The following is a 26,294-nucleotide window of genomic DNA, read 5'->3' as shown; positions in this document are numbered from 1 at the left end:
CGGGTCCCGGCGTCCGCCGGGATGACGGCTGAGAAATGGGCGCGCACTCACCTGTTCGCCATGAACTCCTTCAGCGGTCCCATGCTCGTCACCGCGCCGCCGTCCGGCGTGCTCCAGATTCCGAAGAACATCTGCCCGAGCTCGGTCTTGACCGTCGTGATCGCGCCAGAGCCCTTCCCGGGATCGCTTTTCCTGACGATTTCCTGACGCTCTCCGTTGACCGAGGCCGCGAATCCGGCCGAGACATAGTCGAGCCATTTTTCCGCGGCGCTGAAGTCCACGCGCTCCGCCTGAAAGGCGCATTTCAGCCGGCCCGGACGGGAATCGCGGAGCAGGACCAGCTTCCTTCCCTCCGGCCCGAACAGAGTCCAGCGCGTCGTGTCCGGTCCGACTTCCGGTTTGACATGGCGGCCTGCGATCTCGTCCACGGCGGCGGAGATCTTCTCGAGATCGTAGGCCGGAAGCTGCAGGCATAATTTCTCGGCCGTCGAAATGGCATCGTATCCCGATGTGTCGGCGGCCGCGGCCGGACTGGCCGCATGGATGAAAAGCAAAGTGGAAAAGGTAAGAACCGATGTTGCCTGCCGGAGCAGGTTTAAGACGATCAAAATGAACTCCGCTGACCTTGGCGGCTCCCAACGGGCCGCGCACTTGTTCGCAAGGGACCGGGAGACGGCCCCCGGCCACTCTATCGAGATCCGGCCACTGCCGGACACTGAACACGAACCGGCGTGAGTGTGATGCGGCCGGCCGCACTTCTCTCATGTGTGCCTGAATGAACAGAATACCAAAAAATACCGCGGCTTGGGAGGGCTGCCCTTAATGTTTCCGACGCTCGACAGCGTCCTCGCGCTGCTCGCCATGGCCTTTCCGCTGATGGGTAGCCCCGGTCCCGCCATCGTCGCCATAACCGCGAACGGAGCCGCATTCGGCATCAGGGCCGGGCTGCCGTTCCTCTTCGGCATCTATGCCGGCGTCTTCACCGTGCTCTGCCTGACCGCCAGCGGCGTGACCGGCCTGCTGCTCGCCCTGCCCGGCGTCGGACCGGTGCTGGTCATGGCCGCTGTGCTCTACATGCTCTATCTCGCCTACAGAATCGCGACCGCACCGCCGCCGGGCATGCACGGAACCGAGGATCCGGACCCGCCGGGCTTCGGCGCGGGGCTGGTCGTGGCGCTGACCAACGTGAAGGCCTACACCGTCTTCACCGCGCTCTATGCCGGCAACATCCTGATCGAGACCGATCCGATCCGGGATACGCTCACCAAACTCGCGATCCTGACCTGCGTGATGCTGTTCGTGAACGGAAGCTGGCTCGTGTTCGGCGGAATCTTCGCCAACCTGATCCGCTCGCCGAAGGTCGGACGGGCCTTCAACATCACCATGGCGGTCCTGCTGCTGGTCTCGGTTGCCCTTGCCGTGATCCCCCGTTGAGGCGATAGGATAGGTCTGCTGACCTATCCGCCGCCGATTGGACGGACCCCGTGCATTTCATCCTCTTCGCGCTCTCCGCCCTGATCTGGGGCACGGGGGCCTATGTGACGACGCTTCAGGCCGGACCCGTTCCGGTCCCGGTCTCCGTCGCCTACCGCATGCTGCTGATGGCGGCGTGCATGCTGGTCGTCATTCTGGCCACGCGGACCCGGCTCAGCCTGGACAGGCAGGACGTGCCCTGGATCGCGGTGCATGCCGCGACCTTCTTCGCGCTCAATTTCATCTGCTTCTACACCTCGACCCATTACATCCCGAGCGGCGTCGCGACGCTGGCGCTCTCGACCTCGCCGATCTTCGCCACCATCATCTCCTTCCTGCTGTTCCGGGAGACCATCAGCCTGCGCGCGCTCGCCGGCATGGTGACCGGCATGGCCGGGCTCGCCCTCATCGTCGCCCCGGACCTCGCGAAGCTCGAGGCGGGCGGCGAGGTGATCCGCGGCATGCTCTGGGCGCTTGGCGCCGCGCTCGGGACCGCGATCGGCACCATCATCGGCGCCCGCAACCATCGACGGGGGATCTCGGCCTATAGTGTAAACTTCTGGGGCGGGCTCGGCGGGGCCGGGATCTGCCTCGCCATCGCGCTTGCGGGCGGCATGGAGATCACCATCGAGCCGACGCTGCGTTATCTCGGCTCCCTCACCTATCTCGGCATCGTCGCGTCCGCCGGCGCCTTCCTGATTTTCTTCGCTCTGGTGGCCCGGGTAGGCTCCGGACGGGCCGCCTATACCTTCACGACCGTCCCGGTCGTGGCACTGGCGATGTCGATCCTGTTCGAGAACGTCGTGCTCGGCCCGCTGATGATCGCGGGCACGGCGATGATCCTGACCGGCAACGTGCTGGTGCTGCGGCGTTAGCCGTGGTGCCGGCGCCGCTCCTCCTCGAGCGCCCGCTCGTCCCAGGCCTGGACGAAACGCATCTGCCCCGAATTGATCTCCAGCGCGGTCAGCACGCCGGTATTCACAGCGCCCGTGTCGATGCCGATCCGGTGCGGGTGAACCAGCGGCTCGCCATGGTTCCATTCCACCGTGTGACCGTGCACGACGGTCAGCTCGAACGGCCAGACCTCGGGATGCAGGAACGGATCGCGGATCCAGCAGAGCGTCTTCAGGGTCTGGTTGTTCAGCGGCTGGCGCGGATCGATCCCGGCATGAACGAAGAGATAATCGTCGACCCGGTAGGTCACCGACATCGACATGACGAATTCCAGGACCGGGTCCGGCAGGCGCCGGCGGGTCTGCATGATCATGTCCCGCGCGCCGACGACGCGGGTGATGCCGAAGCTGCGCCAGGTCGCCTCGCCGCCATTGGCGCCCCAGAACCGCAGATCCTCGTCTTCGAGGCTTCCGTCGACCGCCTGGCGAAGCCAGTAATCGTGGTTCCCGATCAGGCAGACATCCTTGACCGGCCGCTTCGTGAAAGCACCGAGCCCTCCCATCGCCAACCCCAGAACCTCGAGACTGTTAGGGCCCCGGTCGATCAGGTCGCCGAGCATGATCGCCGTCACCTGCTCCGGCTTCAGACGCGCGACATCCTCCGCGACAGCCTCGAGGAGCGCGGTCATCAGATCCGCCCGTCCATGCACGTCACCGATGGCGATCACCATGTGGCCGTTGGCGACGGGACGCGGCACTTGCCGCCATTCGTAGCGCTGGATGTCAGATTGCGGGTTCAGGAGCCGCTCCTGCAGGTTATGATCGGCGCCGGCATCCGGACCGGCGGCACACGCCAGTCCATTGGGCAACAATGACTATTCTCTGTCTAGGGACCAAATGGCCGCAATGCAGCAATCAGACCCGAATATCGTCAGTCCGCGCCCCTTGCTGCTCGGCCTCGCGCTATTCGCACTCCTGCTTCTGCTGCCGCCGCCGGGCAACCTCTCCCTCCCGGCCTGGCGCACCGTCGCCGTCGCGGCGCTGATGGCGGTCTGGTGGATCGGCGAGGCGCTGCCGCTTCCGGCGACGGCGCTGTTGCCGATCCTGCTCTTCCCGTTGCTCGGGATCGCGGAACTTCATCAGGCCGCAGCGCCCTACGCGCATCCCGTCGTCTTTCTCTTTCTCGGCGGCTTTCTGCTCGGCGCGGCGATCACGGCCTCCGGCCTGCATGCCCGGCTCTCCGCCGCGATCCTGCATCGCACCGGCACCGGCAGCCGGCAACTCGTCGCCGGGTTCCTGCTGGCCGGTGCCCTGCCCTCGATGTGGATCAGCAACACGGCGAGCGCAATCATGCTGCTGCCGGTCGCGCAATCGGTGCTGGACGGCGCACCGTCGCGGCTGCGCAAGGCACTGCTCCTCGCGGTCGCCTATGGCTGCTCCATCGGCGGGCTCGCGACGCTGATCGGAACCCCGCCGAACGCGATGCTGGCGGCCTTTCTCGACAGCAATTACGGCATGCCTCTCGGGTTCGCGACATGGCTTTCGATCGGTCTGCCGGTCTCGGCCGCGATGCTGGCGCTCGCCTGGTTGGTGCTGACCCGGCTTGCCTTCGGCCCGCTGGAAGCGTTGCAAACGGAGGCGCTGCCGCATCCGGGACCGATGAGCACGCGCGAGAAGCGGGTCGCCCTGCTGCTCGCTGCCGCGGCGCTCGCCTGGATTTTCCGGCCGCTCATCGGGGATTACTTCCCCGGCGTCGGCGACACGACGATCGCGCTGGCGGCCGGACTGCTGCTGTTCGCCGTTCCGGCCGGCTCCGAAAAGCGCGCGCTGCTGACCTGGGACGAGGCGCGCACAATCCATTGGGGCATTTTGCTGCTTTTCGGAGGCGGACTTTCGCTCGCCGGCGCAATTACCGAGAGCGGCCTTGCGGCGGCACTCGCCGGTAGTCTCTCGACGCTGGCCGGCTATCTGCCGCAGGAACTCGCCGCCGGGTTCGGCGCCGGGATCGTGCTCTTCGCGACCGAGCTCGCCAGCAATACGGCCTCGGCCGCCGCCTTCCTGCCGATCGCCGCGGAACTGGCGGAGGCGCTCGGCCTGCCGCTCCTGGCGATGCTGGCCCCGGTCACGCTGGCGGCGAGCTGCGCCTTCATGATGCCGGTTGCAACGCCGCCCAACGCCATTGTGTTCGGCGCCGGAGGCCTCAAGGTCGCCGACATGGCGCGAGCAGGACTCTGGATGAATGCCGGCGCGGTCATATTACTGACCGCGCTCGGCTGGATATTGATCTGAGCGGCGTCAGATCCGGTTGACGGCGCTCATCACGGCGCGGATCGGCGCCATGGTGATCGAGGTATCGATGCCGACGCCGAAGACGCTGCGGCCCTTGTCGTCCGGAACCGTCAGCTCGATATAAGCCGCCGCCTCGGCGCGGGAGCCGACCGAGCGGGTGTGCTCGGTATAGTCCTTGAGCCGGAAATTGAGACCGAACTCCCGCCGCATCGCGTTCACGAACGCCGAGATCGGGCCGTTGCCATCACTTTCGATCGTGTGCTTTTCGCCGTTGCGGGTCACCACCGCCTTGATGTGCTCCCGCTCGTTCGAGCCCTCGATCGGACTGGAGGAGAAGGAGACCAGTTTGAAGGCGCCTTCCGGCTGGTCGAGATATTCAGCCTTGAAGGTCGACCAGATGGTCTCGCTGTTGATCTCCTTGCCGGTCGCGTCGGTGATCTTCTGCACCACCTGGCTGAAGTCGGCCTGGGCCGGCTTCGGCAGCTTGATCTTGTGGTCGGTCTCGAGCAGGTAGGCGACGCCGCCCTTCCCGGACTGGCTGTTCACCCGGATGATGGCCTCGTAATTGCGGCCGATATCCTGCGGGTCGATCGGCAGATAGGGCACTTCCCAGTGCGGGTCGTTGCTCTTGCGGATCGCCTGCATGCCCTTGTTGATCGCGTCCTGATGCGAGCCGGAGAAGGCCGTATGCACCAGTTCGCCGGCATAGGGATGACGCGGATGGATCGGCAGCTGGTTGCAGTATTCCGCGACTTCCATCAGCTCGTTGATGTTGGAGAAATCCAGCTCCGGATCGACGCCCTGGGTGAACAGGTTCAGCCCGAGGGTGACGATATCCACGTTGCCGGTCCGCTCGCCATTGCCGAACAGGGTGCCTTCGACCCGGTCGGCTCCGGCCATCACCGCCAGTTCCGTCGCCGCGACGCCGGTGCCGCGGTCGTTGTGCGGATGCACGGAGAGGATGATCGAATCCCGGCGGGTGAAATGCCGGTGCATCCACTCGATCTGGTCGGCATAGATGTTCGGGGTCGACATCTCGACCGTCGAGGGCAGGTTGATGATGACGGGATTATCCGGCGTCGGCTGCCAGACATCCATCACCGCCTCGCAGACCTCCAGCGCATAATCCAGCTCGGTGCCGGTGAAGCTTTCCGGGGAATATTGCAGGCGCACCTTGGTACCGGCCTCTTCCAGCCGGGCGAGACGGTCCTTGACCATCTTCGCACCCTCGACCGCGATCTGCTTCACCCCTTCGCGGTCCTGCTGGAAGACGACGCGGCGCTGCAGTTCGGAGGTCGAGTTGTAGAGATGGACGATGACGCTCTTGGCGCCCATCAGGCTCTCGATGGTGCGCTCGATCAGGTGCTCGCGCGCCTGGGTCAGGACCTGGATCGTTACGTCGTCGGGGATCAGGCCGCCCTCGATGATCTCGCGGACGAAATTGAAATCGGTATCGGAGGCGCTCGGAAAGCCGACCTCGATCTCCTTGAAGCCCATCTCGACCAGTGTCTTGAACATGCGGTGCTTGCGCGCGCTGTCCATCGGATCGACCAGCGCCTGGTTGCCGTCGCGCAGATCGACGCTGCACCATACGGGCGCGTGGTCGATCACTTTCGACGGCCAGGTACGGTCCGGCAGATTGACCGGCGGATAGGCCTGATATTTCTCGATATGCATCTGGTTCATCACTTCAACTCCCTCGGAGCGGCGCGCATTCCACGGCTGCGCCTGCTCGCGGTTACATTCAAAATTCGTTCCTGAATGCGCCCGATGCCGAACCTCTACCCCGAAACGAGGCGTGAAGGCTATGATTTGTCTTGAAAATGTGATGTCGGGATGGGAGCCCATCCCCAGCGCATCGGCACGGTTCAAGCATACACGAGCGACGTGACCCGGTCTCTCTAGAGAGCCGGGATCGTAAGTCGCAGCGCGAGGCCGAATTCCGTGTGCGTCAACATAACGCGCGAAAACTAGTCAAAGACTGGTGTATCAGTCAAGCTGCGAACGTGCGGATTGACCTGGATCATTAATCCAAGGCGAAAAACGCGAGAAAACACGACCGCACAATGTTGGGAGAGAGAGGCCGTGAACCTCTTTGATATCTGTCAGGACAAGCTGAACCGGATCAAGGCCGAGGACCGCTATCGCGTGTTCGCCGATCTGGAGAAGCAGGCGGACAAATATCCGTACTACAAGCATTACCGCGACGGCCGCGTGGAGCAGGTTCTCGTCTGGTGCTCGAACGACTATCTGGCCATGGGCGGGAGCGACGTGCTGGTAAACGCGGTGCACGAGGCGGTCGAAAAGACCGGCGTCGGCGCCGGCGGCACACGGAACATTTCCGGCACCAGCCATTACCATGTCGAGCTCGAGGCGGAACTCGCTGACTGGCACCAGAAAGAAGCCGCGCTGCTTTTCACCTCCGGCTATATCGCCAACGAAGCGAGCCTTTCGACCCTGCTCAGCGCGGCGCCGAACATGGACGTGTTCTCCGACCAGAAGAATCACGCCTCCATGATCCAGGGCATCCGCAAGGGAACGGCGCGGCGGCACATCTTCCGCCACAACGATCTCGAGCATCTGCGCGAGCTGCTGGAAGCGGCCGACCCCGAAAGCCACAAGATGGTCGCCTTCGAGAGCGTCTATTCGATGGACGGCGATATCGGGAAAATCGAGGAGATCTGCGACCTCGCGCACGAGTTCAATGCCATCACCTATCTCGACGAGGTGCACGCGGTCGGCATGTACGGCCCGCGCGGCGCCGGGATCGCGGAGCGGGACGGCGTGCTCGACAAGGTCGACCTGATCGAAGGCACCCTCGGCAAGGCGGTTGGCGTCCATGGTGGCTATCTCGCCGGACCGGCGCATGTGCTGGACTATATCCGCAGCGTCGCCCCCGGCTTCATATTCACGACCTCCCTGCCCCCGATCACCGCTGCCGCGGCGGCGGCGAGCATCCGGCACCTGAAGGTGAGCGGGCAGGAACGGGCGATGCAGCAACAGCAGGCAGCCCGCCTGAAGCAGGCCTTCGCCGATGCCGGCCTGCCGGTCATGCCGTCGGAGAGCCATATCGTGCCTCTGCTGGTCGGCGACCCTGCCAAGGCGCGGGATTTCTCCAACCGGCTGCTCTACGACCACAATATCTACGTGACAGCGATCAACTATCCGACCGTGGACAAGGGCACGGAGCGCCTGCGCTTCACGCCCACGCCGAAGCACACGGACGCGATGATCGAGGAACTGGTGGAGATCCTGGTGCCGATGTTCGCGGAAGCTGGGATCCGGAAGCGGGCTTAAGCTCAATTATTCCAAATAAGGTCGTCATCCCGGGCTTGACACGGGATGACGACCATTTTCTGAGGATCAAACCCCGAGCTTTTCCTGCACCAGCGCAGCATTCTCATCGAGCTCGGCAGTGCTCCCCGACCAGACGACCTGGCCCTTCTCGACGATGTAGTGCCGGTCGGCGATGCGCTTCAGGTCGTCGATATTCTTGTCGATGACGAGGATCGCCTGCCCCTGCTGCTTCAACCGTTCGAGGCAGTGCCAGATCTCCTTGCGGATCAGCGGCGCCAGCCCCTCGGTCGCCTCGTCAAGAATGAGCAGCTTCGGGTTGGTCATCAGCGCCCGGCCGATCGCCAGCATCTGCTGTTCACCGCCGGACAGCAGGTTCGCCATCGAGGTCAATCGTGCCTCCAGTTCCGGGAACATGGAAAGCACCCGTTCCACCGTCCACGGATCCCGCGCACCGAAGCGGTTCGCCGCCGTGGCGACGAGATTCTCCCGGACCGAAAGGTTCGGGAAGACCTGACGCCCCTCCGGCACAAGGCCGAGCCCGTGCTGGGCGATCCGATGCGCCGGCGCGTCGGAAATCTCGTCATTCTCGAAAGTGATGCGGCCGGCCGCCGGGCGGACGATGCCCATGATGGAATTGACCGTCGTGGTCTTGCCCATGCCGTTGCGGCCCATGAGCGTCACGACCTCGTTGGCGCCGACATCGAGGCTCATGCCGAAGAGGGCCTGGCTCGCGCCGTAGAAGGTCTCGATGGACTCCACTCTCAGCATCACGCCACCTCGTCGCCGAGATAGGCCTGGCGCACGGCCTCGTCGTTGCGGATCTCTTCCGGTGTTCCGGTCGCGATCACGCGCCCATAGACCAGCACCGAGATCCGGTCCGCCAGGGTGAAGACGGCGTCCATGTCGTGCTCGATCAGCAGCATCGTCTTCTCGCCCTTGAGGTTCCGGAGGATTTCCACCATGCGCTGGCTCTCCTCGACGCCCATGCCGGCCATCGGCTCGTCGAGCAGCAGCAGGGTCGGCCGGGTCGCGAGCGCCATGGCGATCTCCAGCTGCCGGTGTTCGCCATGGGACATCGCCCGCGCGACGTCATGCGCCCTCTCGCCGAGGCCGACGGACCGGAGCGCCTCCATCGCCGGCTCGACCAGTTCGGATTCCGATCGGGCCGCTTTCCAGAAGCGGAAGGAATGCCCCGCATGGGCCTGCACCGCGAGCGAGACATTCTCCAGCACCGTCATGTCCAGCATCAGGCTGGTGATCTGGAAGGAACGGGCGAGGCCGAGCAGGGAGCGCCTGTAGGCCGGGGTCGAGGTGATGTCTCTTCCGGCAAAGCGGATCCTGCCGCCATCGGGCGGCACCTCGCCCGAAAGCTGCGAGATCAGCGTCGTCTTGCCGGCACCGTTCGGTCCAATGATGGCGTGAAGTTCGGACTCCCGCACATCCAGGTCGACATGGTCGGTCGCGGCAATCCCGCCATAGTTCTTGTAGAGATTCCGGACTTCAAGGAAGGCGCCGCTCATGACCGCGCTCCCAGTCCGATCCGGCCGCCGAGCCAGCGGAACATGCCGTTGATCCCCCCGCGGGTGAAAATCACCACGAGGATCAGCATCGCGCCGAACGGGAAGTGCCAGTACTGAGTGATGCGCGAGAGATATTCCTCAAGCAGCACGAACATGGCCGTCCCCAGCACCGGCCCGAAAAGACTTCCGGCGCCGCCGAGCACGACCATGAAGATAAGTTCGCCGGACCGCACCCAGTCGCCCATCTCCGGCGTGATGAAATTGGTGAAATTGCCGAGCAGAGCGCCCGCGTAGCCACAGATCGCGCCGGAGATCACATAGCTGGCGAGACGATAGCGGTAGGTCGGGAATCCGATCGCCTGCATCCTGCGGTCATTGCCCTTCGAGCCCGAGATCACCATGCCGAAGCGCGAATGCACGATCCGGTGCACAAGGCCGAGCGTCAAAATGAGTGAGGCGAGCACGAAGTAATAGAGGGTGAAGTTATCGTTGATATCGAGCAGCCCCCCGAACTCGCTGCGCGTGTCGATGACCAGCCCGTCGTCGCCGCCATATTCCTCGATCGAGACGAAGGTGAAGAACACCATCTGCGCAAAGGCCATGGTGATCATGATGAAATAGACACCCTTCGTCCTGAGCGCGATTGCGCCGGTGACGAGGGCGATCGCCGCCGAGGCGAGAATCGCGATCGCAAACTGCAGGAAGCCGTTATAGATCCCGTAATAGGCCGGAATACCGACGGCATAGGCACCGACCACGAGATAAGCCGCGTGCCCGAAGCTGACCATGCCGCCATAACCGAGGATCAGGTTCAGGCTGACCGCGGCAATCGCGAGAATCATGAGCCGCAGGTAAAGGTCGATAAGGAAGATGTTGTCGGCCCACACGGCAAGGACGGGAAGCCCTGCCAGGAACAGCAGCCCGACGACCATGGCATAGGCGGGAAGCCCAGTGCGAAACAGAGAGGTCATGGCTCAGCGCACCTTCGGCGGGAACAGGCCTTGCGGCCGGAATGCGAGGACCACCGCCATCAGAATATAGATCGCCATGGCCGAGAGCGCAGGCGCGGAGGTTTCCGCGTTCTGCGCCGACATGAAGACCTTCAGCAACTGGTCGAGGAAGGACCGGCCCATCGTGTCGATCAGGCCGACGATCATGGCGGCGACGAAGGCGCCCTTGATGGAGCCGATGCCACCGATGATGATCACGACGAAGGCGACGATGATGATGTCGTTGCCCATGCCGATGCTGGCTTCCGTGATGGGCGCGATCAGCATGCCGGCGAACCCGGCGAACGCCGCCCCGACGGCAAAGACCAGCGCGAACAGCTTTCCGATATCGACCCCGAGTGCCATCACCATGGTCCGGTTCGAGGCACCGGCGCGGATCAGCATGCCGAGGCGCGTATGCGCGACCATGACATAGAGCAGCGCGGCCACGAGCAGCCCCGATGCGATGATGACAAGGCGGAAGACCGGGAACTCCAGCCCGCCGAACAGGGTGACCTGACCGTTGAGGAAATCCGGCAGCGGGATCGCCATCCCGGTCGGACCCCAGATGTAGTCGACAGCGGTATCGAAACAGAGGATCAATCCGAAGGTCGCGAGAACATGGTCCAGATGGTCATGGGTATAGAGCGCCCGGACCACAATCAGCTCGACCAACCATCCGAGCAAGGCCGTAAGCGGCAGAGCCAGAACCACACCGAGCAGGAAGGAATCCGTCAGCTGCGTCAGCGTGGCGCAGAAATAGGCGCCCATCATGTAGAGCGAGCCGTGCGCCAGGTTGACGAAGTCCATGATGCCAAAGACCAGGGTCAGGCCGGCGGCGAGCAGAAACAGCAGCACCCCGAGCTGAAGACCGTTCAGCATCTGTATTGTAAAAAGTCCCCAGTCCACCAGGACGCCCCTGTTCTCTTATTTGACGGCAGTCTTGCGCTGCCCGTGTCCTAAACTTGAAACTGAAACCGGCGGAGCCGAGCGCTCCGCCGGTTCCCGCATCACCCACAGGGGTGATTACATCTTGCACTCACCTGCGTACGGATCCTGATGGTTCTCAAGGACCGTCTTGACGATCTTGGTCGTCCAGACGCCGTCCGCATCCGCCACGACTTCACGCAGATAGAAGTTCTGGATCGGGAAATGGTTGTTCCCGAAGCTGAACTTGCCGCGGGTCGACGGGAAGTCGGCCTTTTTCATCGCGGCCCGCATGCCGTCCTTGTCGTCCAGGTTGCCGTTCACCGCCTCGACCGCGCTCTTGATCATGAACATCGTGTCGTAGGACTGGGCCGCGTAGAAGGACGGATAACGGCCGTACTTCTTCTTGAAGCCCTCGACGAACTTCTTGTTCTGCGGATTGTCGAGATCCGGGCCCCAGTGCTGGGTGTTGAGGGAACCCATCACGCCTTTCAGGTTGCCTTCCTGCAGTTTCGGCAGGGCGATCGAGTCCACGGTGAAGACCGTATAGAGCGGCAGCTGTCCGAGCAGGCCGGCCTGCTCGTACTGCTTGATCAGCGCGCCGCCGGCCTTGCCCGGGTAGAACACCCAGAGCGCATCCGCGCCGGAGGCTTTCGCCTTGGCGAGTTCGGCGGAGAAATCGAGCTGCGCGTCCTTGCCCCACTTGGTGAGATCGCGGCCGACGATCTTGCCTTTGAAGGTCCGCTCGACGCCGGCGATCATGTTCTTGCCGGCGGCGTAGTTCGGCGCCATGACGTAGACGGACTTGACGCCGTTCTGGTTCAGGACTTCGCCCATCGCCATCGGCGTCTGGTCGTTCTGCCAGGACGCGGAGAAGAAGTTCTTGTCGCACTGGTCGCCGGCGAGCTGCGACGGACCGGCGTTCGAGCTGATCAGGAACTTGCCCGCATCCAGCGCCGACTTTTTCGAGGCCAGCAGGACGTGGGACCAGATGAAGCCGGCGACGAAATCGACATCGTCCTGCTTCACCAGCTTGTCGACCTTCTGCTTGCCGACCGGCGGATTGAAGGCATCGTCCTCGATGATGAGTTCGACATCGAGACCGCCCATCTTGCCGCCGATGTCGTCCATCGCGAGATTGACCGCATCGACCATGTCCTGGCCGATCACACCGGCCGGCGTCGTGATGGTCGTGACGAACCCGATCTTGACCTTGTCGGCCGCCATCGCCGGCGCCGCCAGCAACGCTCCCAGGGCCGCAAGGGCCGTTATCTTTTTGTACATTTTACTAAGCCTCCCAGAGTGATGCGGCACGGATGCCACTGCCCCCGATATGCAACATAGTGCACACCTTGGTACGAAGTTGCATTATACTTGCGTTCTTGGCAATCCCGATCCTCGGAACGCCAAGCGGCTTCCGAAAATGACGGATCGCATTTTTGAAGACTAATCGCGGTCAAAAATTATTTGAAGCTTAAAATAATTAAGCTTCAGCTGACGCCTCTTGTTCTGCGACCTCGGGCGCGACGAGCGGCATCGAAATAACCACCTTCGTGCCCTTTCCAGGCTCCGAGAAAACCGAAACGTCGCCTCCGAGAACGGTGTGCACGATCGAATAGACGAGATGCATGCCGAGCCCGCTCCCCCCGCTCCCGAACCGCGTGGTGAAGAACGGCTCGAATACCCGGCGCACGACTTTCGCGGACATTCCCTTCCCGTTGTCGGAGACCGTGAGCGACAGCGAGCCGGAGTCTTCGAGAATGGCCGTGACGTCGATCCTGGCGGAGTTCCCGCCGTCCTGATCGAAGGCATGAAGGATCGAATTCTGGATCAGATTGATCATCACCTGCCCGAGAGGTCCGGGATAGGAATCGAGCTCGATACCCTCGGGCACGCTCGCAACGATCGCGATGTCGCGCCCTGATATCGTCGCCTCCATCGTCGCCACGATGTCCCGGGTCAGTTCGACCAGCTCGAACGACCTGCGCTTATGGCTGGTCTGGTCGACCGCGACCTGCTTGAAATGGGAAATCAGTTCGGAGGTCCGCTCCAGCCCGCGCTGGATGATCCCCAGCCCTTCCTGCAGCTCCGTCATGACCCGCGTGAACAGAGACTGGCTGATACTTCGCGTCTCGTAGGCGGTCCGAAGTTCGAGAAGCGAGCGCGTCAGTTTCGTGACAACGGTATAACTGGCCCCGACCGGCGTGTTGATTTCATGGGATATGCCCGCAACAAGGCCGCCCAGCGACGCGAGACGTTCCGATTCAATCAGGCGGCTCTGCGCTTGCTTGAGTTCGGTGATGTCAGCTGTCGAGCCCTGATATCCGGAAAAGACGCCGTCAGCCCAGACCGGCTTGGCATTGATGCGCACCATACGGGTTCCGTTGGGATGCTGCCGTTCGATCTCAAGTCCGCGGACCTGGCTCCGCGACTTCAGTTTTTCCTCGAACGCGCTCCACGCCTCACGCTGGTCGACAAGCCTTTCCCGGTCCGAGGCAAGAGCCAGAAAAGACTTGCCCAAATAGTCGTCAGGGCGACGTCCGGTGTTTTCAAAGAAGTTTTCCGAGCACCAGACCATGTTGAGATCCGCGTCCAGTTCCCAAAGCCAGTCTGCCGAGGCCGACGCAATGTTGCGGAACCTCTCCTCACTGCGGCGCAGCTCCGTGGTGCGGGTTCGGACGGTTTGTTCAAGGCTCTCGTTGAGGCTTTTCAGAGCCGTCTGGGCCTGAACGAATTCGGTGATGTCGTATCGCATGCTCGCAATGGCGAGGATCGCGCCGTCGCGTCCTGAAATGGCGAAATTCACCACCCTGATTTGCGTCGAAGGCCCTCCCGCTTTCGGCACGAAACTATAGTCGTATGTGACCGAGCCGCGTGTGGCGGTCACCCGCAGAGCCGCGTCGTTGAGTTGCTTGGCGGGTTCCATGCGATCGCTCTGGGCAAGAACCTCGTCGACCGTATGGCCGAGAATGTCGTCCATCCGCAGGCCAAGCTGGATCGCCGCTCGGGTATTGACCCGGATGAACCGGCCGGAGAGATCGCGAACGAGAATTCCGGAGTCCGCATTCTCGAAAATGTCCGTCATGACGGCTTCGGCATCGCTGCGGGCCGCCTCCGCCTCGACGAGCCGGGTCACATCGGACATCACACCGAAGGTGCGTTTCAGGCGGCCGTTATCCGCAAAGTCGAACTCGGCGGAAATCCGGAGATGCGCCATCGAGCCGCCCTTCCGGACCACACGGAGTTCGAATTCAAACCCGGGCTCGCCTTTCAGGACTTTTTCGCGCATTTGCTCGAAAATGACATGATCGTCCGGATGGATCCGGTCCATCGCTTCCTGAAAGGTCAGGTACTCGCTGCCGGGACAGCCGAACGTGATCTGCGCCTGTTCAGAAAAATAGATCCGCCTTTTTTCGGGATCGAAAGCCCAATGACCGAGGCCGCCGAGCCTCTGAGCCCGCTTGAACCATTGATCTCTCTGCAGGATCTCCTGTTCCAGCTGCTTGAAGGCGGTGACGTCCTGAACCGTGCCCAGCGTTCCGAAAAAATTTCCTTCACTGTCGACGATCGGGTGGCCCCTGATTTCCACCCAGATCATCTTGCCGTCGGGACGGTTTACGCGAACGACCGCCTTATAATCCTGACCGGCCTTCGCCGCCGCATCCCGCAAGGCGATGAAATCCGGACGATCGTCCGGATGGATGAGCTGAGATGCAAATTTCCGGGGAAGTTCTCCCCGATCGCGCAATTCCTCGACGCCAAAAATCTCGAGCAGAGTGTCGGACCAATAGGGCTCCTCGCCGGTTTCGTATCGCCGCCAATGGCCCATGCGCCCGAGTTCCTGAGCGCGCACCAACGCTTTCTCGGCCGCCCGGTGCTCGGTAATGTCCTGATGAACGGTGAACAGCGACGCGACCGATCCGTCACTCGTGATGACCGGCTCGAACTGCAGGCGGACATGTTTGCAATCCGTCCGGTCCCGGCCATAGCGAAGTTCGACGAGCACCGGCCGGCTCGTCTCGAAAGCTTCCTGACGCGCAGCGTCGTATACCGCAACGTCTTCCGGCAATAGACGGGCCCTGATCTCCTCGAGCGAGATACGGCCGTCCGGAATGCCCAGAATATCCCGCATCGGTCCGTGGAAGACGACGTCTCCAGACCTCTGCTCCATGATCGAATAGCCGATCTTGCCAAGCTTTTGAGCGCGGTCGAGGATCGTCGCCCGGTCGACCCCAAGCCCGGGATTGCCGGTGCCGGCCTCCTCGGCCATGCCCGAGTCTTCGTCGAGGCAGGATCCGTAGCCGTGAAAACCGCCGCCCCCGGGACGGACCGGTTCTGCGCGGCGGCCACTGAGAACAACCGTCCTGGCCGCGGCACCGTCGGAGAGCGCCACCCGGAGACCGCGAAACGGTTCGTTCCGGTCCGCTGCGGAACGCATCGTCTCGATCATCCGGGGAGGGACCGTCCCCAACAACTTCGAAGGATCAAGTCCGGTCAAGACCCGGAAATTGTCGGAAAGATGAGTGAGGGCACCGCGGTGATCGCATTGCCATTCGAAGAAATAGTCCGCGATCTCTTGGCTGTATCCCGTGGAGGCCGACTGGTCACCCATTCAGAGTCTCACTCCGGCATCAGGCGCTCTGCCAGTCAGGCACCTGCCAGCTTTTCGTCTGCGTATGTCGTTCTGATATCGATCATGGCGGAGAGATTGTCCATGAACGCATCGACGATGCGAGGATCGAAATGCTTGCCCCGCTCGTCGCGGATCAGCTGGACCGCCCGCTCGACCGACCAAGCATTCTTGTAGACACGCTCCGACGTCAAGGCATCGAACACATCGACCAGCCCGACGATCCGGCCTTCAACCGAAATGTCCTCGCCTTCCAGATTGTTCGGGTAGCCGCCGCCGGCCCATTTCTCGTGATGCTCGAGGGCGATGCGGGCCGCGAGCCGCAGGATCGGCATATCCGAGGTCCGCAGCATTTCATATCCGATCGTCGTGTGCTCCTTCATCGCCTCCCACTCGTCCGGGTCAAGTTTGCCGGGCTTGCAGAGAATGGAGTCAGGAATTCCGATCTTGCCGATGTCGTGCAAAGGAGCCGCCCTGAAGAGGAGCTCCGAACGCTCGGCGGAAAGGCCGATCTTCGCGGCGATCTCTCGTGCGAAGAGGGCAACGCGAGACACATGACGACCGGTCTCACCGGACCGGGTCTCGACCGCCTCACCGAGACGCAGCACGATTTCGCGCTGCGCCCGCTCCGTCTGGTCATGCAGACGCAGATTTTCGAAGGCTGTCAGAACCTGTCCGATGAACACTTCGACGATCTGCGCGTCCGGGCCGTCGAGATTCTGCAGTTCCGGAAGGAAGAGCAGGCTGGTCTGGCCACCGCGACCGACGATACCGGCGAGAAGCGCATCCTCGCTGCGGCTGGTATGAATCCCCGGACCACTCTTTGCGAGCTCTCGGATCAATCGCTTGTCGGTCTCACCCAACCCCATTTCCGCGAGGTTGCGCGCACCCGCGCCCGCCCCGTGCCCGGCAACTACGTCATATTTCTCGGCCGCATCGCTGTTTCCGTTTGCTACCGCAAGAACCGCCGAAGATCCGATCTTGTCTCCCGCGCCACGGTGCATGTTCGCAAGGGATTCGAGGTTTTCCAGAATGCCGTCGGCGAACCCGTCCAGGGTCGGCTGCTCGAAAAGCGCGGTCGAGGCCTGCAGGACCTTCATCAGTCCGCGCCGGCTCTGTTCCATTGCCAGGAATTGCTGATAGGAACGCAGACCGGCATAGGCCAGCGAGAATAGCTTCTGCGCGCTCAGCTCGGTCTTTTCCTTGTAGTCGCTGATATCGTAGTCGGTGATCACGCTCTGTTCCGGGGCATGGCCGGGCTGGCCGGTGCGGACAACCAGGCGGATCAGCTTGTTGCCCATGTCCTCGCGGATAAAGCGGATAAGGTCGAGACCGGCATTCGGCGTCTCCATGACCACGTCGATCAGCGCAAGCCCGACGTCCGGATGCTCGGACAAGAGTTTTTTCGCTTCCGCCGCGGAATATGCAGACAGTAGATTGAGCGGACGCCCCTCAACCTCGACGTCGCGCAGTACGAGCGACGTGGTCGCTGCGACGTCATGATCGTCGTCAACGATGAGAACTTTCCAGGGCTCCGCACAACTGGCGGACACAGCTGTATCGTCAACGATGAAGTCGAGAATATTCAGGTCTTCTTGAGACATCTCGATACCAAGCACCGCCCGCCCCAAAAAGCACGATACGGGCTCCCCCTCAAAATTCCGCCACCCGAATTCGCTGCTCGGGGAATGCGTTACCTGCAGGAATACCTGCTAAAACTGAACTAACGATTAACGAGCCACGCGTGCAGTTGCAGCACAAAAATCCGCCCAGGCGTCTTTCAGCCGCATCTCGACATTGCGCGCATAGCGCTGACGATCGCAGAGCGGGGATGCGGCGACCGCGTTGCGCAGAGATTGGCGGATCTGCCCCAGGCGGCCGTGATCGGAAGCAAGGGCCTTCGACAGCCCGACGAAATCCTCCCGGCTACGGACGGCCCAGCTCGAGAATCCGGCGTTGCTCAAATGACTGAGAGAATGCCGGCCTGCGAAATGATCCTGCGTGGCCAGGGTTACGACCGGAACTCCCATCCAGAGCGCCTCGCAGGTCGTCAGGCCGCCGGAATAGGGCAGCGTGTCGAGTGCGATATCGATCTCGCCGTAACCGCCGAGAAATTCCTCGTGGAACCGGTTAGTCTCGAAGGAAACCAACTCCGGCGAGATCCCCCGGGCGGCGAGAAATCCGCGGATACCGGCCTGGATGCCCGGATCGTCGAAGCCGCGGTATGACAGCAGCAGCCGGGCGCCCGGAACAGCCTTCAGCACGTCGCACCAGAGCGCCAGCGTTTCATCCGTTAATTTCGCCGGATTGTTGAAGCTTCCGAAAGTCACATATCCATTCACCAGCGCCGGCGCGGGAGCCACGGGCGGAGCGGTGGGCGAGGGAAAGAAGCAGATGTAATCGTCAGGGAGAACCAGCCATTTCTCGGAATAGAACCTCTCGGTCCCCGGCGCGGTCTGAAACCGGTCCGTGACGAGATAATCCATCGTCGACAATCCGGTCGTCCCGACATACCCCATCCAGGTCATCTGCAAAGGGGCTGCTCTCCGGGCGAACAGCCGCATCCGGTTGCCGGCCGAATGTCCCGCCAGATCGAAGAGGATATCGACGCGGTCATCCATGATCCGCTGGCGCAGATCGGAATCCGGAACGCGGCCCGTGTCGTGCCAGGCCTCCGCATGGCGGCGCAATTCTTCGGTGAAAAGATCTTCCTTGGCGAGATCCGAATAGATGGAAACGCGGAACCCCGTGCGGTCGAGATGCCTGAGTACCGGCATCATGAAAAAACCGACGGGATGGCGCTTCAGATCAGGGGAGAGAAACCCGAGATGGATCTGGCGATCTGGCCGGAGATCGACGTCGTAGGACAGCGGTTCTTCCGCAGGAGCACACCGTTCGGCCCAGTCCCTATGCCGCCGATAGAGGGACTCCGCGCTGACGCCGGTTTCGTAGTTTTGCCCCATGATCAGGCCGGATTGAACATTTCCGGCATCGGGAAAAACCGTTGCCGCCCGCCTGAGACAAAGCTCGGCCGCTGCGTGCTGACGGGACTGGCGATGTCCATTGGCGAGTCCTATGAACATGTCCAGATGCGCGTCCCCGGCGACCATCGCACTGCGTGCGGCCTCGATCGCTTCGCCAAGGGCGCCCTGCTCCATAAGAAACTTGGCGTAGTTGACGAGCGTCGAGGTCTGGACCGGATTGATGCAGCGGGCCCGCCTGTAACCGGTGTGGATCTCGGCGCTGCCGGAGGTTCGGGTTTCCGCGGCCAGAACAAGGCTGTTGCCTACGGCGATCGGGTGACCCGGGTGGAGAAGGATCGCCCGGCGGAAGCCAAGGCCGGCCTCCGCCTTGCGATCCTCGCTGTGCAGGATGTTCGAAAGCGACAACCAGGCATCCGCGTTTCGCTGGTTGAGGGTCAAAGCCCATCGGAGAATATTCAGGCGCTCCAAAGCGCTCTGCGCCTCCCCGTCGGCGTCCGCGAGCCTGGCATAGGTCGCTGCGTCCGCCGGCGCGAGGGTAAGGCTTCTCTTGAGGGACCGCATTGCAGCCCCGCCGGCCTGTTCAACGAGTGCGACCAGGCCCATCCTTTTCCAGGCGATCTCGTCGGACGGCATCAGGATCGTCACTTTGGATAGCATGCGCAGGCCAGACTTCGAGCTTTCGCGCACGGTGAGTTCGGCCAGATGCCTCAACAGAGGCGCGTTCCCGGGGTCTGCCAGGACGCATTTCCGCAAAAGGGCGCGTGCCTTTTCCGGTCGACGGACGCGGATCAGGTTGGCCCAATCGCTCATTGCGGAGAGATTGCCGGGATCGACCTCGACGGCGGCGGCATAATTGTCTTCGGCGGCAACAATGTTCCCGAGCGAGGCCTCCGCGAAAGCGAGGAGCTGGCGGAACGAACTCTTGCGCGGCTCCAGGGCGAGGGCCTGGCGCAGCAAGGCCCTGCCGGATGCGGCATCGCCGGACGTGGTCGCTGCATCACCGGCAAGCGAGAGTACGAGCGCGATCGGCGGATGCATGGCGAGAACCGTACGATAGAGACGGAGCGCCTCGTCGAGCCGGCCTGACTGGTGCCGTGCGAAGGCGTCGTTTACTAGCGCCTGTAGATCCACTCGTGATTGTCCCTTCGTTCAGGCACGGTCCCGCACCCCTAGCTTTTACCGTGCCGGGATGAAGATTGCAGACGCTTTTTGCTTGGCGGGAGCATGACTTGTCAGATCGCTTCGGCGCGCGGCATGATCCGTCCACCCGACCGCCTTTCCCGATTCCAGTTCACACGGACCGTCCCCCCATGCGTGCCTCCCTGCTCGACGCCCTTGTTTCCCCGGCTTCCATCGCGATCGTTGGCGCCTCGAATACGGAGACGAAACTCACGGCGCGGCCTATGCGCTTTCTGAAACGGCACGGCTATGCGGGTCGGATTTATCCGGTCAATCCGGCCCGCGACACGGTGCTCGGCGAGAAGGCCTGGCCGTCCGTTTCAGCCATCCCGGAACCGGTTGAATTCGCGTATATCCTGCTCGATGCAGACCCTGCGATCGAGGCCCTGAAAGACTGCGCGGCGGCAGGCGTCAAAATCGTTGCGATCCTCGCAGACGGCTTCGCCGAGGCAGGGGAAAAGGGCGAACGCAGGCAGCAGGAAGTGCGCCGCATCGCGGAAGATGCCGGGATGCTCTTGATCGGCCCCAACTCCATGGGAGTGGTGCATACGGCGTCGGGCTTTGCCGCGACCACCAATGCCGCTTTCGGCGCGGCGGAGATCGGGCGCGGCCGGCTGGCGGTGATCTCCCAGAGCGGCAGCGTCATCGGTACCCTGCTCAGCCGGGGCGCGGCGCGCGATATCGCTTTCTCCACCTTCGTATCCGTCGGCAACGAGGCCGCGGCCGGGATCGGCGAGATCGGAGAAATTCTGGTCGACCACGACGGAATCGACGGCTTCCTGCTGTTCATGGAGACGGTCCGGAACCGGGAGGCTCTGGCCGCATTCGCCGCGAAGGCGCACGCGGCAGGCAAGCCGGTGGTCGCCTACATGATCGGCAAATCGGAAGAAGGCCAGGCGCTCTCCGTCTCCCATACCGGCGCGCTGACGGGATCGGCCGAAGCTGTCGATGCCCTCCTCCGCAGCATCGGCATCCGGAAAGCGGAACAGCTCGAAACCCTGCTGGAGGCGCCGGGCGCACTCGCCAGGGCCCGCCTGCAGCCAAACCGTCCGAAGACCGCGACCGTCATCGCCACGACCGGCGGCGGCGGGGCCATGGTGGTCGACCAGCTGAGCGCCCGCGGCGTCGAGATCGCCGGCGCCAGTGCCGCGACGAAAGCACATTTCGCGGAACACGGCATTCCGAGCGGTCACGGCAAACTGGTCGACGTGACTCTGGCGGGCGCGCGCTACGAGGTGATGAAGGAAGCAGTCTCGACGCTGATCCGCGATCCAGAGACCGGTGTGCTAATCGTCGCCATCGGCTCCTCGGCTCAGTTCGACCCGGAACTGGCGGTGAAGCCGATCGTCGACGCCGTGGCCGCGGCACCGGAGGGCGCGGCGCCCGTGCTCGCCTTTCCCCTCCCGCACGCCCCGGACAGCATGCGCCTGCTCGAGGCCGGCGGCGTCCCAACCTTCCGGACAGTGGAGAGCTGCGCCGAGACCATTGCCATGCTGATGAGCGATGCGGAGCCGGCAACGGCCCCGGAGGCGAGCTTGCCGCAATCCGCTTCGACACAGATCGATGCGCTCGCGCCCGGCACGGCCGACGAAGTCACCTCGGCCCGGATCTTTGGCGCCATCGGCCTGCAGGGGCCCGGGCAGCTCGTTCTGGATCCGGACGCACCGATACCGGATGCCATGCCTTTCGCCTTTCCGGTTGTCGCTAAACTCGTTTCCCCGGACCTGCCCCACAAGACGGACGCCGGAGCGATCAAGGTCGGAATAGCGGACAAGGATGAGCTTACGGCAGCAATTGAAGATATGCGGGCCTCGGCGGAGCGCTATCATCCCGGCTTCCGCCTCACCGGCATCCTCATCCAGGAACTCGCCAAAGGTCTCGGCGAGGCCCTGATCGGCCTCTCGAGGGATCCGGTCGCCGGCCCGGTCGTAACGGTCGCCATGGGCGGCGTCATGACCGAGATCTACCGGGACAGCGCGGTACGCCCTGCGCCGGTGAGCGTCGAGGAAGCGCGGAAGATGATACGCGAAGTCAAAGGCTTCGAGCTGATGCGCGGTTTCCGCGGCCGACCGAAAGGCGACCTCGAAGCCCTTGCGAGCGCCGTCAGCGCACTCTCCCTGCTCGCCGGGCACGCGCGCATAGAGGAAGCGGAAGCAAACCCGGTCCTCGTTGGCGAAGAAGGCGTCGGCGTGGTGATGCTGGACGCATTGATCCGAACCTAACCCGACTATCCAGACTGAGGATTCCGGACAACCGTCACCATCCGGCATGCACAAAAACCAATATGCAAAGGATATTTTAATCATCATTCGCTAGTCTGGAGTTCGGGACCGGACGCATCGGGACCGAGGGATCATGCGTCACGGAATTATCAGCCGCCTTGTGCTGGCTCTTGTTGCCGTCGCCTGCGTCGCGACGGCATCGGCGCTCTATTTCTCCCACCGAGCCATCCTGAAGCAGGATGACGAGCTGATGCACGAGCTCGCGACAGTTACAGCGGGGCTGATCTCGTCGATCAGCGCGTTCGATCGGGCCTATAGCGCGAATGACCACCCCCAGGGCTCGACCGGAGCCACACTGAGCCAGGTTCGGAACGCCATGGAATTGACCGACGGGTTCGGCGGTTCAGGCGAAATCCTGCTTGTGGCGGATGGCGGAAACGACTCCCTGTATGTCCTCGTTCACCAGAACCGGCTGAACCGCAGCGAACAGGACCATCCGAACGTAATCAAGAAGACCTCATCCTATGCCGCCCCCTTTCTGGCCGGGCTGGCGGGGAAGTCCGGAACCATGCGGACCAAGGCCCATAGCGGCCATGAAGTTCTGGTCGCCTATGCGCCGGTCAAGGGCATGAACTGGGTCGTGGCCGCCGAGATTCATGTCACCGAGCTGCAGCAGCCTTTCCTGCAGGCGGCGATACCAACGCTTCTGGTTGCGGCCCTCGTGGCGGTCTTTGGAGCGACCTTCACCTACCGGCAAACCGCAGTCGTGATCGGCGCGTTGAAAGCCGAAGAGCAGAAATTTCAGGATTTTGCGGACTCGGCCTCGGACTGGCTCTGGATGCAGGATGAAAACTTTCGCTTCGTCAGTCTGGGAGTCAAGAACCGGCCTGACGAGGCGATCGCCGAGGAAAGGATCGTCGGACGGGTCCGCGAGGAATTCACCGTTGAGGACACGACAACGGAGAAATGGCAGAAATTCCGGGCAGAATTGGAGGCGCACCGTCCGTTCCGGAATTTTGTCTACGAGATGCGGACACTGAGCGGTCCGCCGATCGCCGTATCGATCAACGGCGTCCCGGTCTTCGACGGTAAGGGAAATTTCAGGGGTTATCGCGGGACCGGCAGCAATGTCGACCCGATCCTGAAGCGCGACAGGATGCTCGCCGAAGCAGAGGTACGTCTCCGCACCGCCTTCAACAGCATGACTGTCGGCGTCATCATGATCGACAACGAAGGACGGATCAGCTTCTTCAACCCGAAAGCGGAAGAAATGTTCGGCTACGCCGCCGACGAGGTGGCGGAGCAGAATGTCTCGATGCTCATGCCCGAACCGGACCGCTCCCGCCATGACGGATATATCGGGGCTTTTCTGTCCACAGGGCACAGGAAAATCATCGGCATCGGCCGCGAGGTCCGTGGCCAGCGGAAGGACGGCTCCACATTTCCCCTCCATCTCGGTGTCTCCGAGCTTGCTCTCGATGGAAACCGGCACTTCATCGGTGCCCTGACCGACCTCAGCACGGTGAAAACGCTCGAGGCCCAGCTCCGCCGCGCGAGCAAGCTGGAGGCGATCGGTCAGCTCAGTGGCGGTGTTGCGCATGATTTCAACAATCTGCTCGGAATCATCCTCGGCAATCTCGAGCTGATGCAGCGCAAAATGGAGCCCGGCAGCAAAGTTCACGATCAGGTGGGGAAAGCCATCACCGCAGCGAAGCGCGGCGTCAACCTGACCCGCCAGCTCCTGAACTTCTCCCAGCAGTCGCCAGAGACGCTGGTCCCGGTCCCGGTCGATATCAATCAGACAATCACCGACCTGAACGACCTTCTCACACGATCCCTGACCGCGCGCATCAAACTCAAAACCGTGCTCGACCCGAACCTGCCATTTGCAACAACCAACAAGAGCGAATTCGAGGACGCATTGCTCAATCTGATCGTGAATGCGCGCGACGCCATGCCGGACGGGGGAAGTATTGTTCTCGAAACAGGCCGCGTCGACGTGAGTAAGGTCGACAATCTCGTCCTTCTGGAACTTGAACCGGGTTCCTATGTCCAGATCTCGGTGACGGATTCCGGAAGCGGCATGTCGAAAGCGACAATCGAGAAGATTTTCGAGCCGTTCTTCACGACCAAGGCTCAGGGGAAGGGAACGGGGCTCGGCCTGGCGATGGTCTACGGCCTTGTGAAGCGGTCTGGCGGGCATATCGCCGTGTACTCGGAAGAAGGTTACGGGACGACGTTCCGGATCTACCTGCCGGCCGTCGACGACACGGAAACCACAGATCATCGGGCCGCACTGCAAAGCACGTCGGCACCGGAGATCCGCGGCGGCGTCGAGACCGTTCTTGTGGTCGATGACGAAGCGGCCCTGACCGAAATCGCGAGCAATATTCTGCAGGACGCCGGCTACACCGTCTTGAAAACGGATTCGGTCCGCGAGGCGCTGGAGATCCTGAACTCGGACACCCGGATCGACCTCTTGTTTTCCGACCTCGTCATGCCGGACCGCCTCAACGGCATCGCCCTAGCGAAGGCGGCAGAGGTCCTCAGGCCAGGCATCAAGGTCCTGCTGACCTCGGGATTCTCCGGCCAGCTCTTCGACAAGAGGAGCCTGGTCAAATGGGGCTCCGACCTCCTTCCCAAACCGTACAGCAGCTCGGCGCTGAAAACTTCGGTAAGAGCCAAACTCGACGAAAGGAAGTATCGTGCTGCAGCTCCTGATCGTCGATGACGAAGCCGATTTCGGCGATTTCGTGGCGGAAGCAGCCCGCGAACTCGGGCACGACGCTGAGACCGCATCCTCAGATGCCGAGTTCAGCGCCAAATACACAAGAAAGACCGACATTATCTTTCTCGATCTGTTCATGCCCGGCATGGATGGGATCGAGGTCATCCGGTTCCTGAGCGACAATAAATCAAGAGCCGCTGTCGTTTTGATGAGCGGGCACAATGCCACGATCCTGAATTCCGCACGGGAACTTGCCGAGGAGCACGGCATCGAGGTTCTCGCCGTGCTGGAAAAGCCGATCGGCATTGACGAGATCGCCGGCGCAATCGCGAATTTCGGACAGAGAAAACCGGCCGGTAGCGCCCGCCGCATCGTCACCTCCATCGACGAAATCCGCGAAGCACTGGACCGCGAAGCTTTTTTTCTTGTCTATCAGCCGCAGATCGCACTCAACGGCGGCCAACTCATTGGTATCGAAGCCTTGCTGAGGTGGCGGCATCCCGAGCACGGCGTTCTGTCCCCGTCCGTATTCATGCCGATCATCGAGACCAGCGAACTGATCGGCCCGGTGACCGAATTCGTTATACGCCGTGTCTGCCGGGATATGCCGGAACTCCATAGGGTGAACGGGACAATGCACGTCGCGATCAACCTCTCGGCCAACTCGATCTTCGACATAGATTTTCCGGACAGGCTCGACCGCTACGTCAGGATGCATGGCATAGAGCCCCGCCAGATCGTCCTCGAGATCACGGAAACAGCGGTGATGTCGGACCTCGCCGTGTCGCTGGATATCCTGACCCGGCTCAGGATGAGAGGCTTCGAGCTCTCGATCGACGATTTCGGAATCGGCTACTCTTCCATGGAGCAACTCGTCCGGATCCCCTTTTCCGAACTCAAGATCGACCAGAAGTTCGTGCGAAACCTCGTGAAAAATGCCGAATACAGGGCCGTTGTCGAGATCTCGACAACGCTCGGGCACAATCTCGGAATGACCGTTATCGCAGAGGGCGTCGAAGACGAAGAGACGCTGGATGCGATCCGCGCTATCGGTTGCGACGAGGGACAGGGCTACTGGATTGGAAGACCGATGCCGATCGAGGACCTCCGCACATGGCTGGCGAACAACTCCAGTGCGGCTTCGACCGGATAGACTTTATCCG

At 62.4% G+C, this 26,294-nt stretch carries 18 protein-coding genes; 7 read left to right on the top strand and 11 right to left on the bottom strand.

What is annotated here, in order from left to right:
• Positions 1 to 47: 47 nt before the first annotated feature.
• Positions 48 to 608, bottom strand: a complete 561-nt coding sequence (locus JJ959_RS03025) for a hypothetical protein (RefSeq protein ID WP_292879784.1) — start codon at positions 606 to 608, stop codon at positions 48 to 50.
• A 214-nt stretch (positions 609 to 822) separates the two neighbouring features.
• On the opposite strand from JJ959_RS03025, the gene JJ959_RS03020 reads away from it, so the two are divergent.
• Positions 823 to 1,434 carry a LysE family translocator gene (locus JJ959_RS03020; protein WP_292879783.1) on the top strand — a complete coding sequence of 204 codons (612 nt, stop codon included), beginning with the start codon at positions 823 to 825 and terminating at the stop codon, positions 1,432 to 1,434.
• A gap of 50 nt (positions 1,435 to 1,484) precedes the next feature.
• Positions 1,485 to 2,348 (top strand): DMT family transporter, encoded by an 864-nt coding sequence (locus JJ959_RS03015; RefSeq protein WP_292879782.1) that lies wholly within the window; start codon positions 1,485 to 1,487, stop codon positions 2,346 to 2,348.
• On the opposite strand, the gene JJ959_RS03010 is transcribed toward JJ959_RS03015, so the two are convergent.
• On the bottom strand, positions 2,345 to 3,235 hold the full coding sequence (locus JJ959_RS03010; RefSeq protein WP_292879781.1) for a metallophosphoesterase: 891 nt from the start codon (positions 3,233 to 3,235) through the stop codon (positions 2,345 to 2,347). The two genes, JJ959_RS03015 and JJ959_RS03010, sit on opposite strands and share 4 nt — an antisense overlap.
• 37 nt (positions 3,236 to 3,272) lie before the next feature.
• On the opposite strand from JJ959_RS03010, the gene JJ959_RS03005 reads away from it, so the two are divergent.
• Entirely contained in the window at positions 3,273 to 4,655 is a 1,383-nt protein-coding gene (locus JJ959_RS03005) for a DASS family sodium-coupled anion symporter (protein WP_292879780.1), read from the top strand.
• Between the two features lie 6 nt (positions 4,656 to 4,661).
• Here the strand turns inward: JJ959_RS03005 and leuA are convergent, their stop codons facing one another.
• Entirely contained in the window at positions 4,662 to 6,332 is a 1,671-nt protein-coding gene (gene leuA, locus JJ959_RS03000; RefSeq protein WP_292879819.1) for a 2-isopropylmalate synthase, read from the bottom strand.
• Positions 6,333 to 6,740: 408 nt separating this feature from the next.
• On the opposite strand from leuA, the gene hemA reads away from it, so the two are divergent.
• Positions 6,741 to 7,952 (top strand): 5-aminolevulinate synthase, encoded by a 1,212-nt coding sequence (hemA, locus tag JJ959_RS02995; protein WP_292879779.1) that lies wholly within the window; start codon positions 6,741 to 6,743, stop codon positions 7,950 to 7,952.
• A gap of 66 nt (positions 7,953 to 8,018) precedes the next feature.
• Here the strand turns inward: hemA and JJ959_RS02990 are convergent, their stop codons facing one another.
• From JJ959_RS02990 to JJ959_RS02955, 8 genes are all read right to left on the bottom strand, one after another.
• Positions 8,019 to 8,720, bottom strand: coding sequence for an ABC transporter ATP-binding protein (locus tag JJ959_RS02990; protein ID WP_292879778.1), 702 nt, complete (start codon positions 8,718 to 8,720; stop codon positions 8,019 to 8,021).
• The gene (locus tag JJ959_RS02985) at positions 8,720 to 9,472 is read right to left on the bottom strand and encodes an ABC transporter ATP-binding protein (protein ID WP_292879777.1); all 753 of its coding nucleotides are present in this window, start codon (positions 9,470 to 9,472) and stop codon (positions 8,720 to 8,722) included. Before JJ959_RS02985 ends, JJ959_RS02990 begins: the two co-directional genes overlap by 1 nt.
• Entirely contained in the window at positions 9,469 to 10,443 is a 975-nt protein-coding gene (locus tag JJ959_RS02980) for a branched-chain amino acid ABC transporter permease (RefSeq protein ID WP_292879776.1), read from the bottom strand. Before JJ959_RS02980 ends, JJ959_RS02985 begins: the two co-directional genes overlap by 4 nt.
• Before the next feature lie 3 nt (positions 10,444 to 10,446).
• Positions 10,447 to 11,370 carry a branched-chain amino acid ABC transporter permease gene (locus JJ959_RS02975; protein ID WP_292879775.1) on the bottom strand — a complete coding sequence of 308 codons (924 nt, stop codon included), beginning with the start codon at positions 11,368 to 11,370 and terminating at the stop codon, positions 10,447 to 10,449.
• Positions 11,371 to 11,487: 117 nt separating this feature from the next.
• Positions 11,488 to 12,672: an ABC transporter substrate-binding protein gene (locus tag JJ959_RS02970; RefSeq protein ID WP_292879774.1), complete on the bottom strand. Its 1,185-nt coding sequence runs from the start codon at positions 12,670 to 12,672 to the stop codon at positions 11,488 to 11,490.
• Positions 12,673 to 12,871: 199 nt separating this feature from the next.
• On the bottom strand, positions 12,872 to 15,826 hold the full coding sequence (locus JJ959_RS02965) for a PAS domain-containing sensor histidine kinase (RefSeq protein ID WP_292879773.1): 2,955 nt from the start codon (positions 15,824 to 15,826) through the stop codon (positions 12,872 to 12,874).
• A 209-nt stretch (positions 15,827 to 16,035) separates the two neighbouring features.
• Positions 16,036 to 17,622, bottom strand: a complete 1,587-nt coding sequence (locus JJ959_RS02960; protein ID WP_292879772.1) for an HD domain-containing phosphohydrolase — start codon at positions 17,620 to 17,622, stop codon at positions 16,036 to 16,038.
• A 126-nt stretch (positions 17,623 to 17,748) separates the two neighbouring features.
• Positions 17,749 to 20,133 carry a hypothetical protein gene (locus JJ959_RS02955; RefSeq protein WP_292879771.1) on the bottom strand — a complete coding sequence of 795 codons (2,385 nt, stop codon included), beginning with the start codon at positions 20,131 to 20,133 and terminating at the stop codon, positions 17,749 to 17,751.
• Between the two features lie 179 nt (positions 20,134 to 20,312).
• On the opposite strand from JJ959_RS02955, the gene JJ959_RS02950 reads away from it, so the two are divergent.
• From JJ959_RS02950 to JJ959_RS02940, 3 genes are all read left to right on the top strand, one after another.
• Positions 20,313 to 22,403: an acetate--CoA ligase family protein gene (locus tag JJ959_RS02950; RefSeq protein WP_292879770.1), complete on the top strand. Its 2,091-nt coding sequence runs from the start codon at positions 20,313 to 20,315 to the stop codon at positions 22,401 to 22,403.
• A gap of 133 nt (positions 22,404 to 22,536) precedes the next feature.
• Positions 22,537 to 25,134 (top strand): PAS domain S-box protein, encoded by a 2,598-nt coding sequence (locus JJ959_RS02945; protein ID WP_292879769.1) that lies wholly within the window; start codon positions 22,537 to 22,539, stop codon positions 25,132 to 25,134.
• Positions 25,109 to 26,284, top strand: a complete 1,176-nt coding sequence (locus JJ959_RS02940) for an EAL domain-containing response regulator (protein WP_292879768.1) — start codon at positions 25,109 to 25,111, stop codon at positions 26,282 to 26,284. The genes JJ959_RS02945 and JJ959_RS02940 overlap by 26 nt, the downstream gene beginning before the upstream one ends.
• The last annotated feature ends 10 nt before the right edge of the window (positions 26,285 to 26,294 follow it).

The sequence above is a fragment of the Nisaea sp. genome (assembly GCF_017640745.1).
Taxonomy (GTDB): domain Bacteria; phylum Pseudomonadota; class Alphaproteobacteria; order Thalassobaculales; family Thalassobaculaceae; genus Nisaea.
The sequence above is the reverse complement of the archived record's forward strand: the minus strand, read 5'-3'. Positions and strand labels throughout refer to the sequence as shown.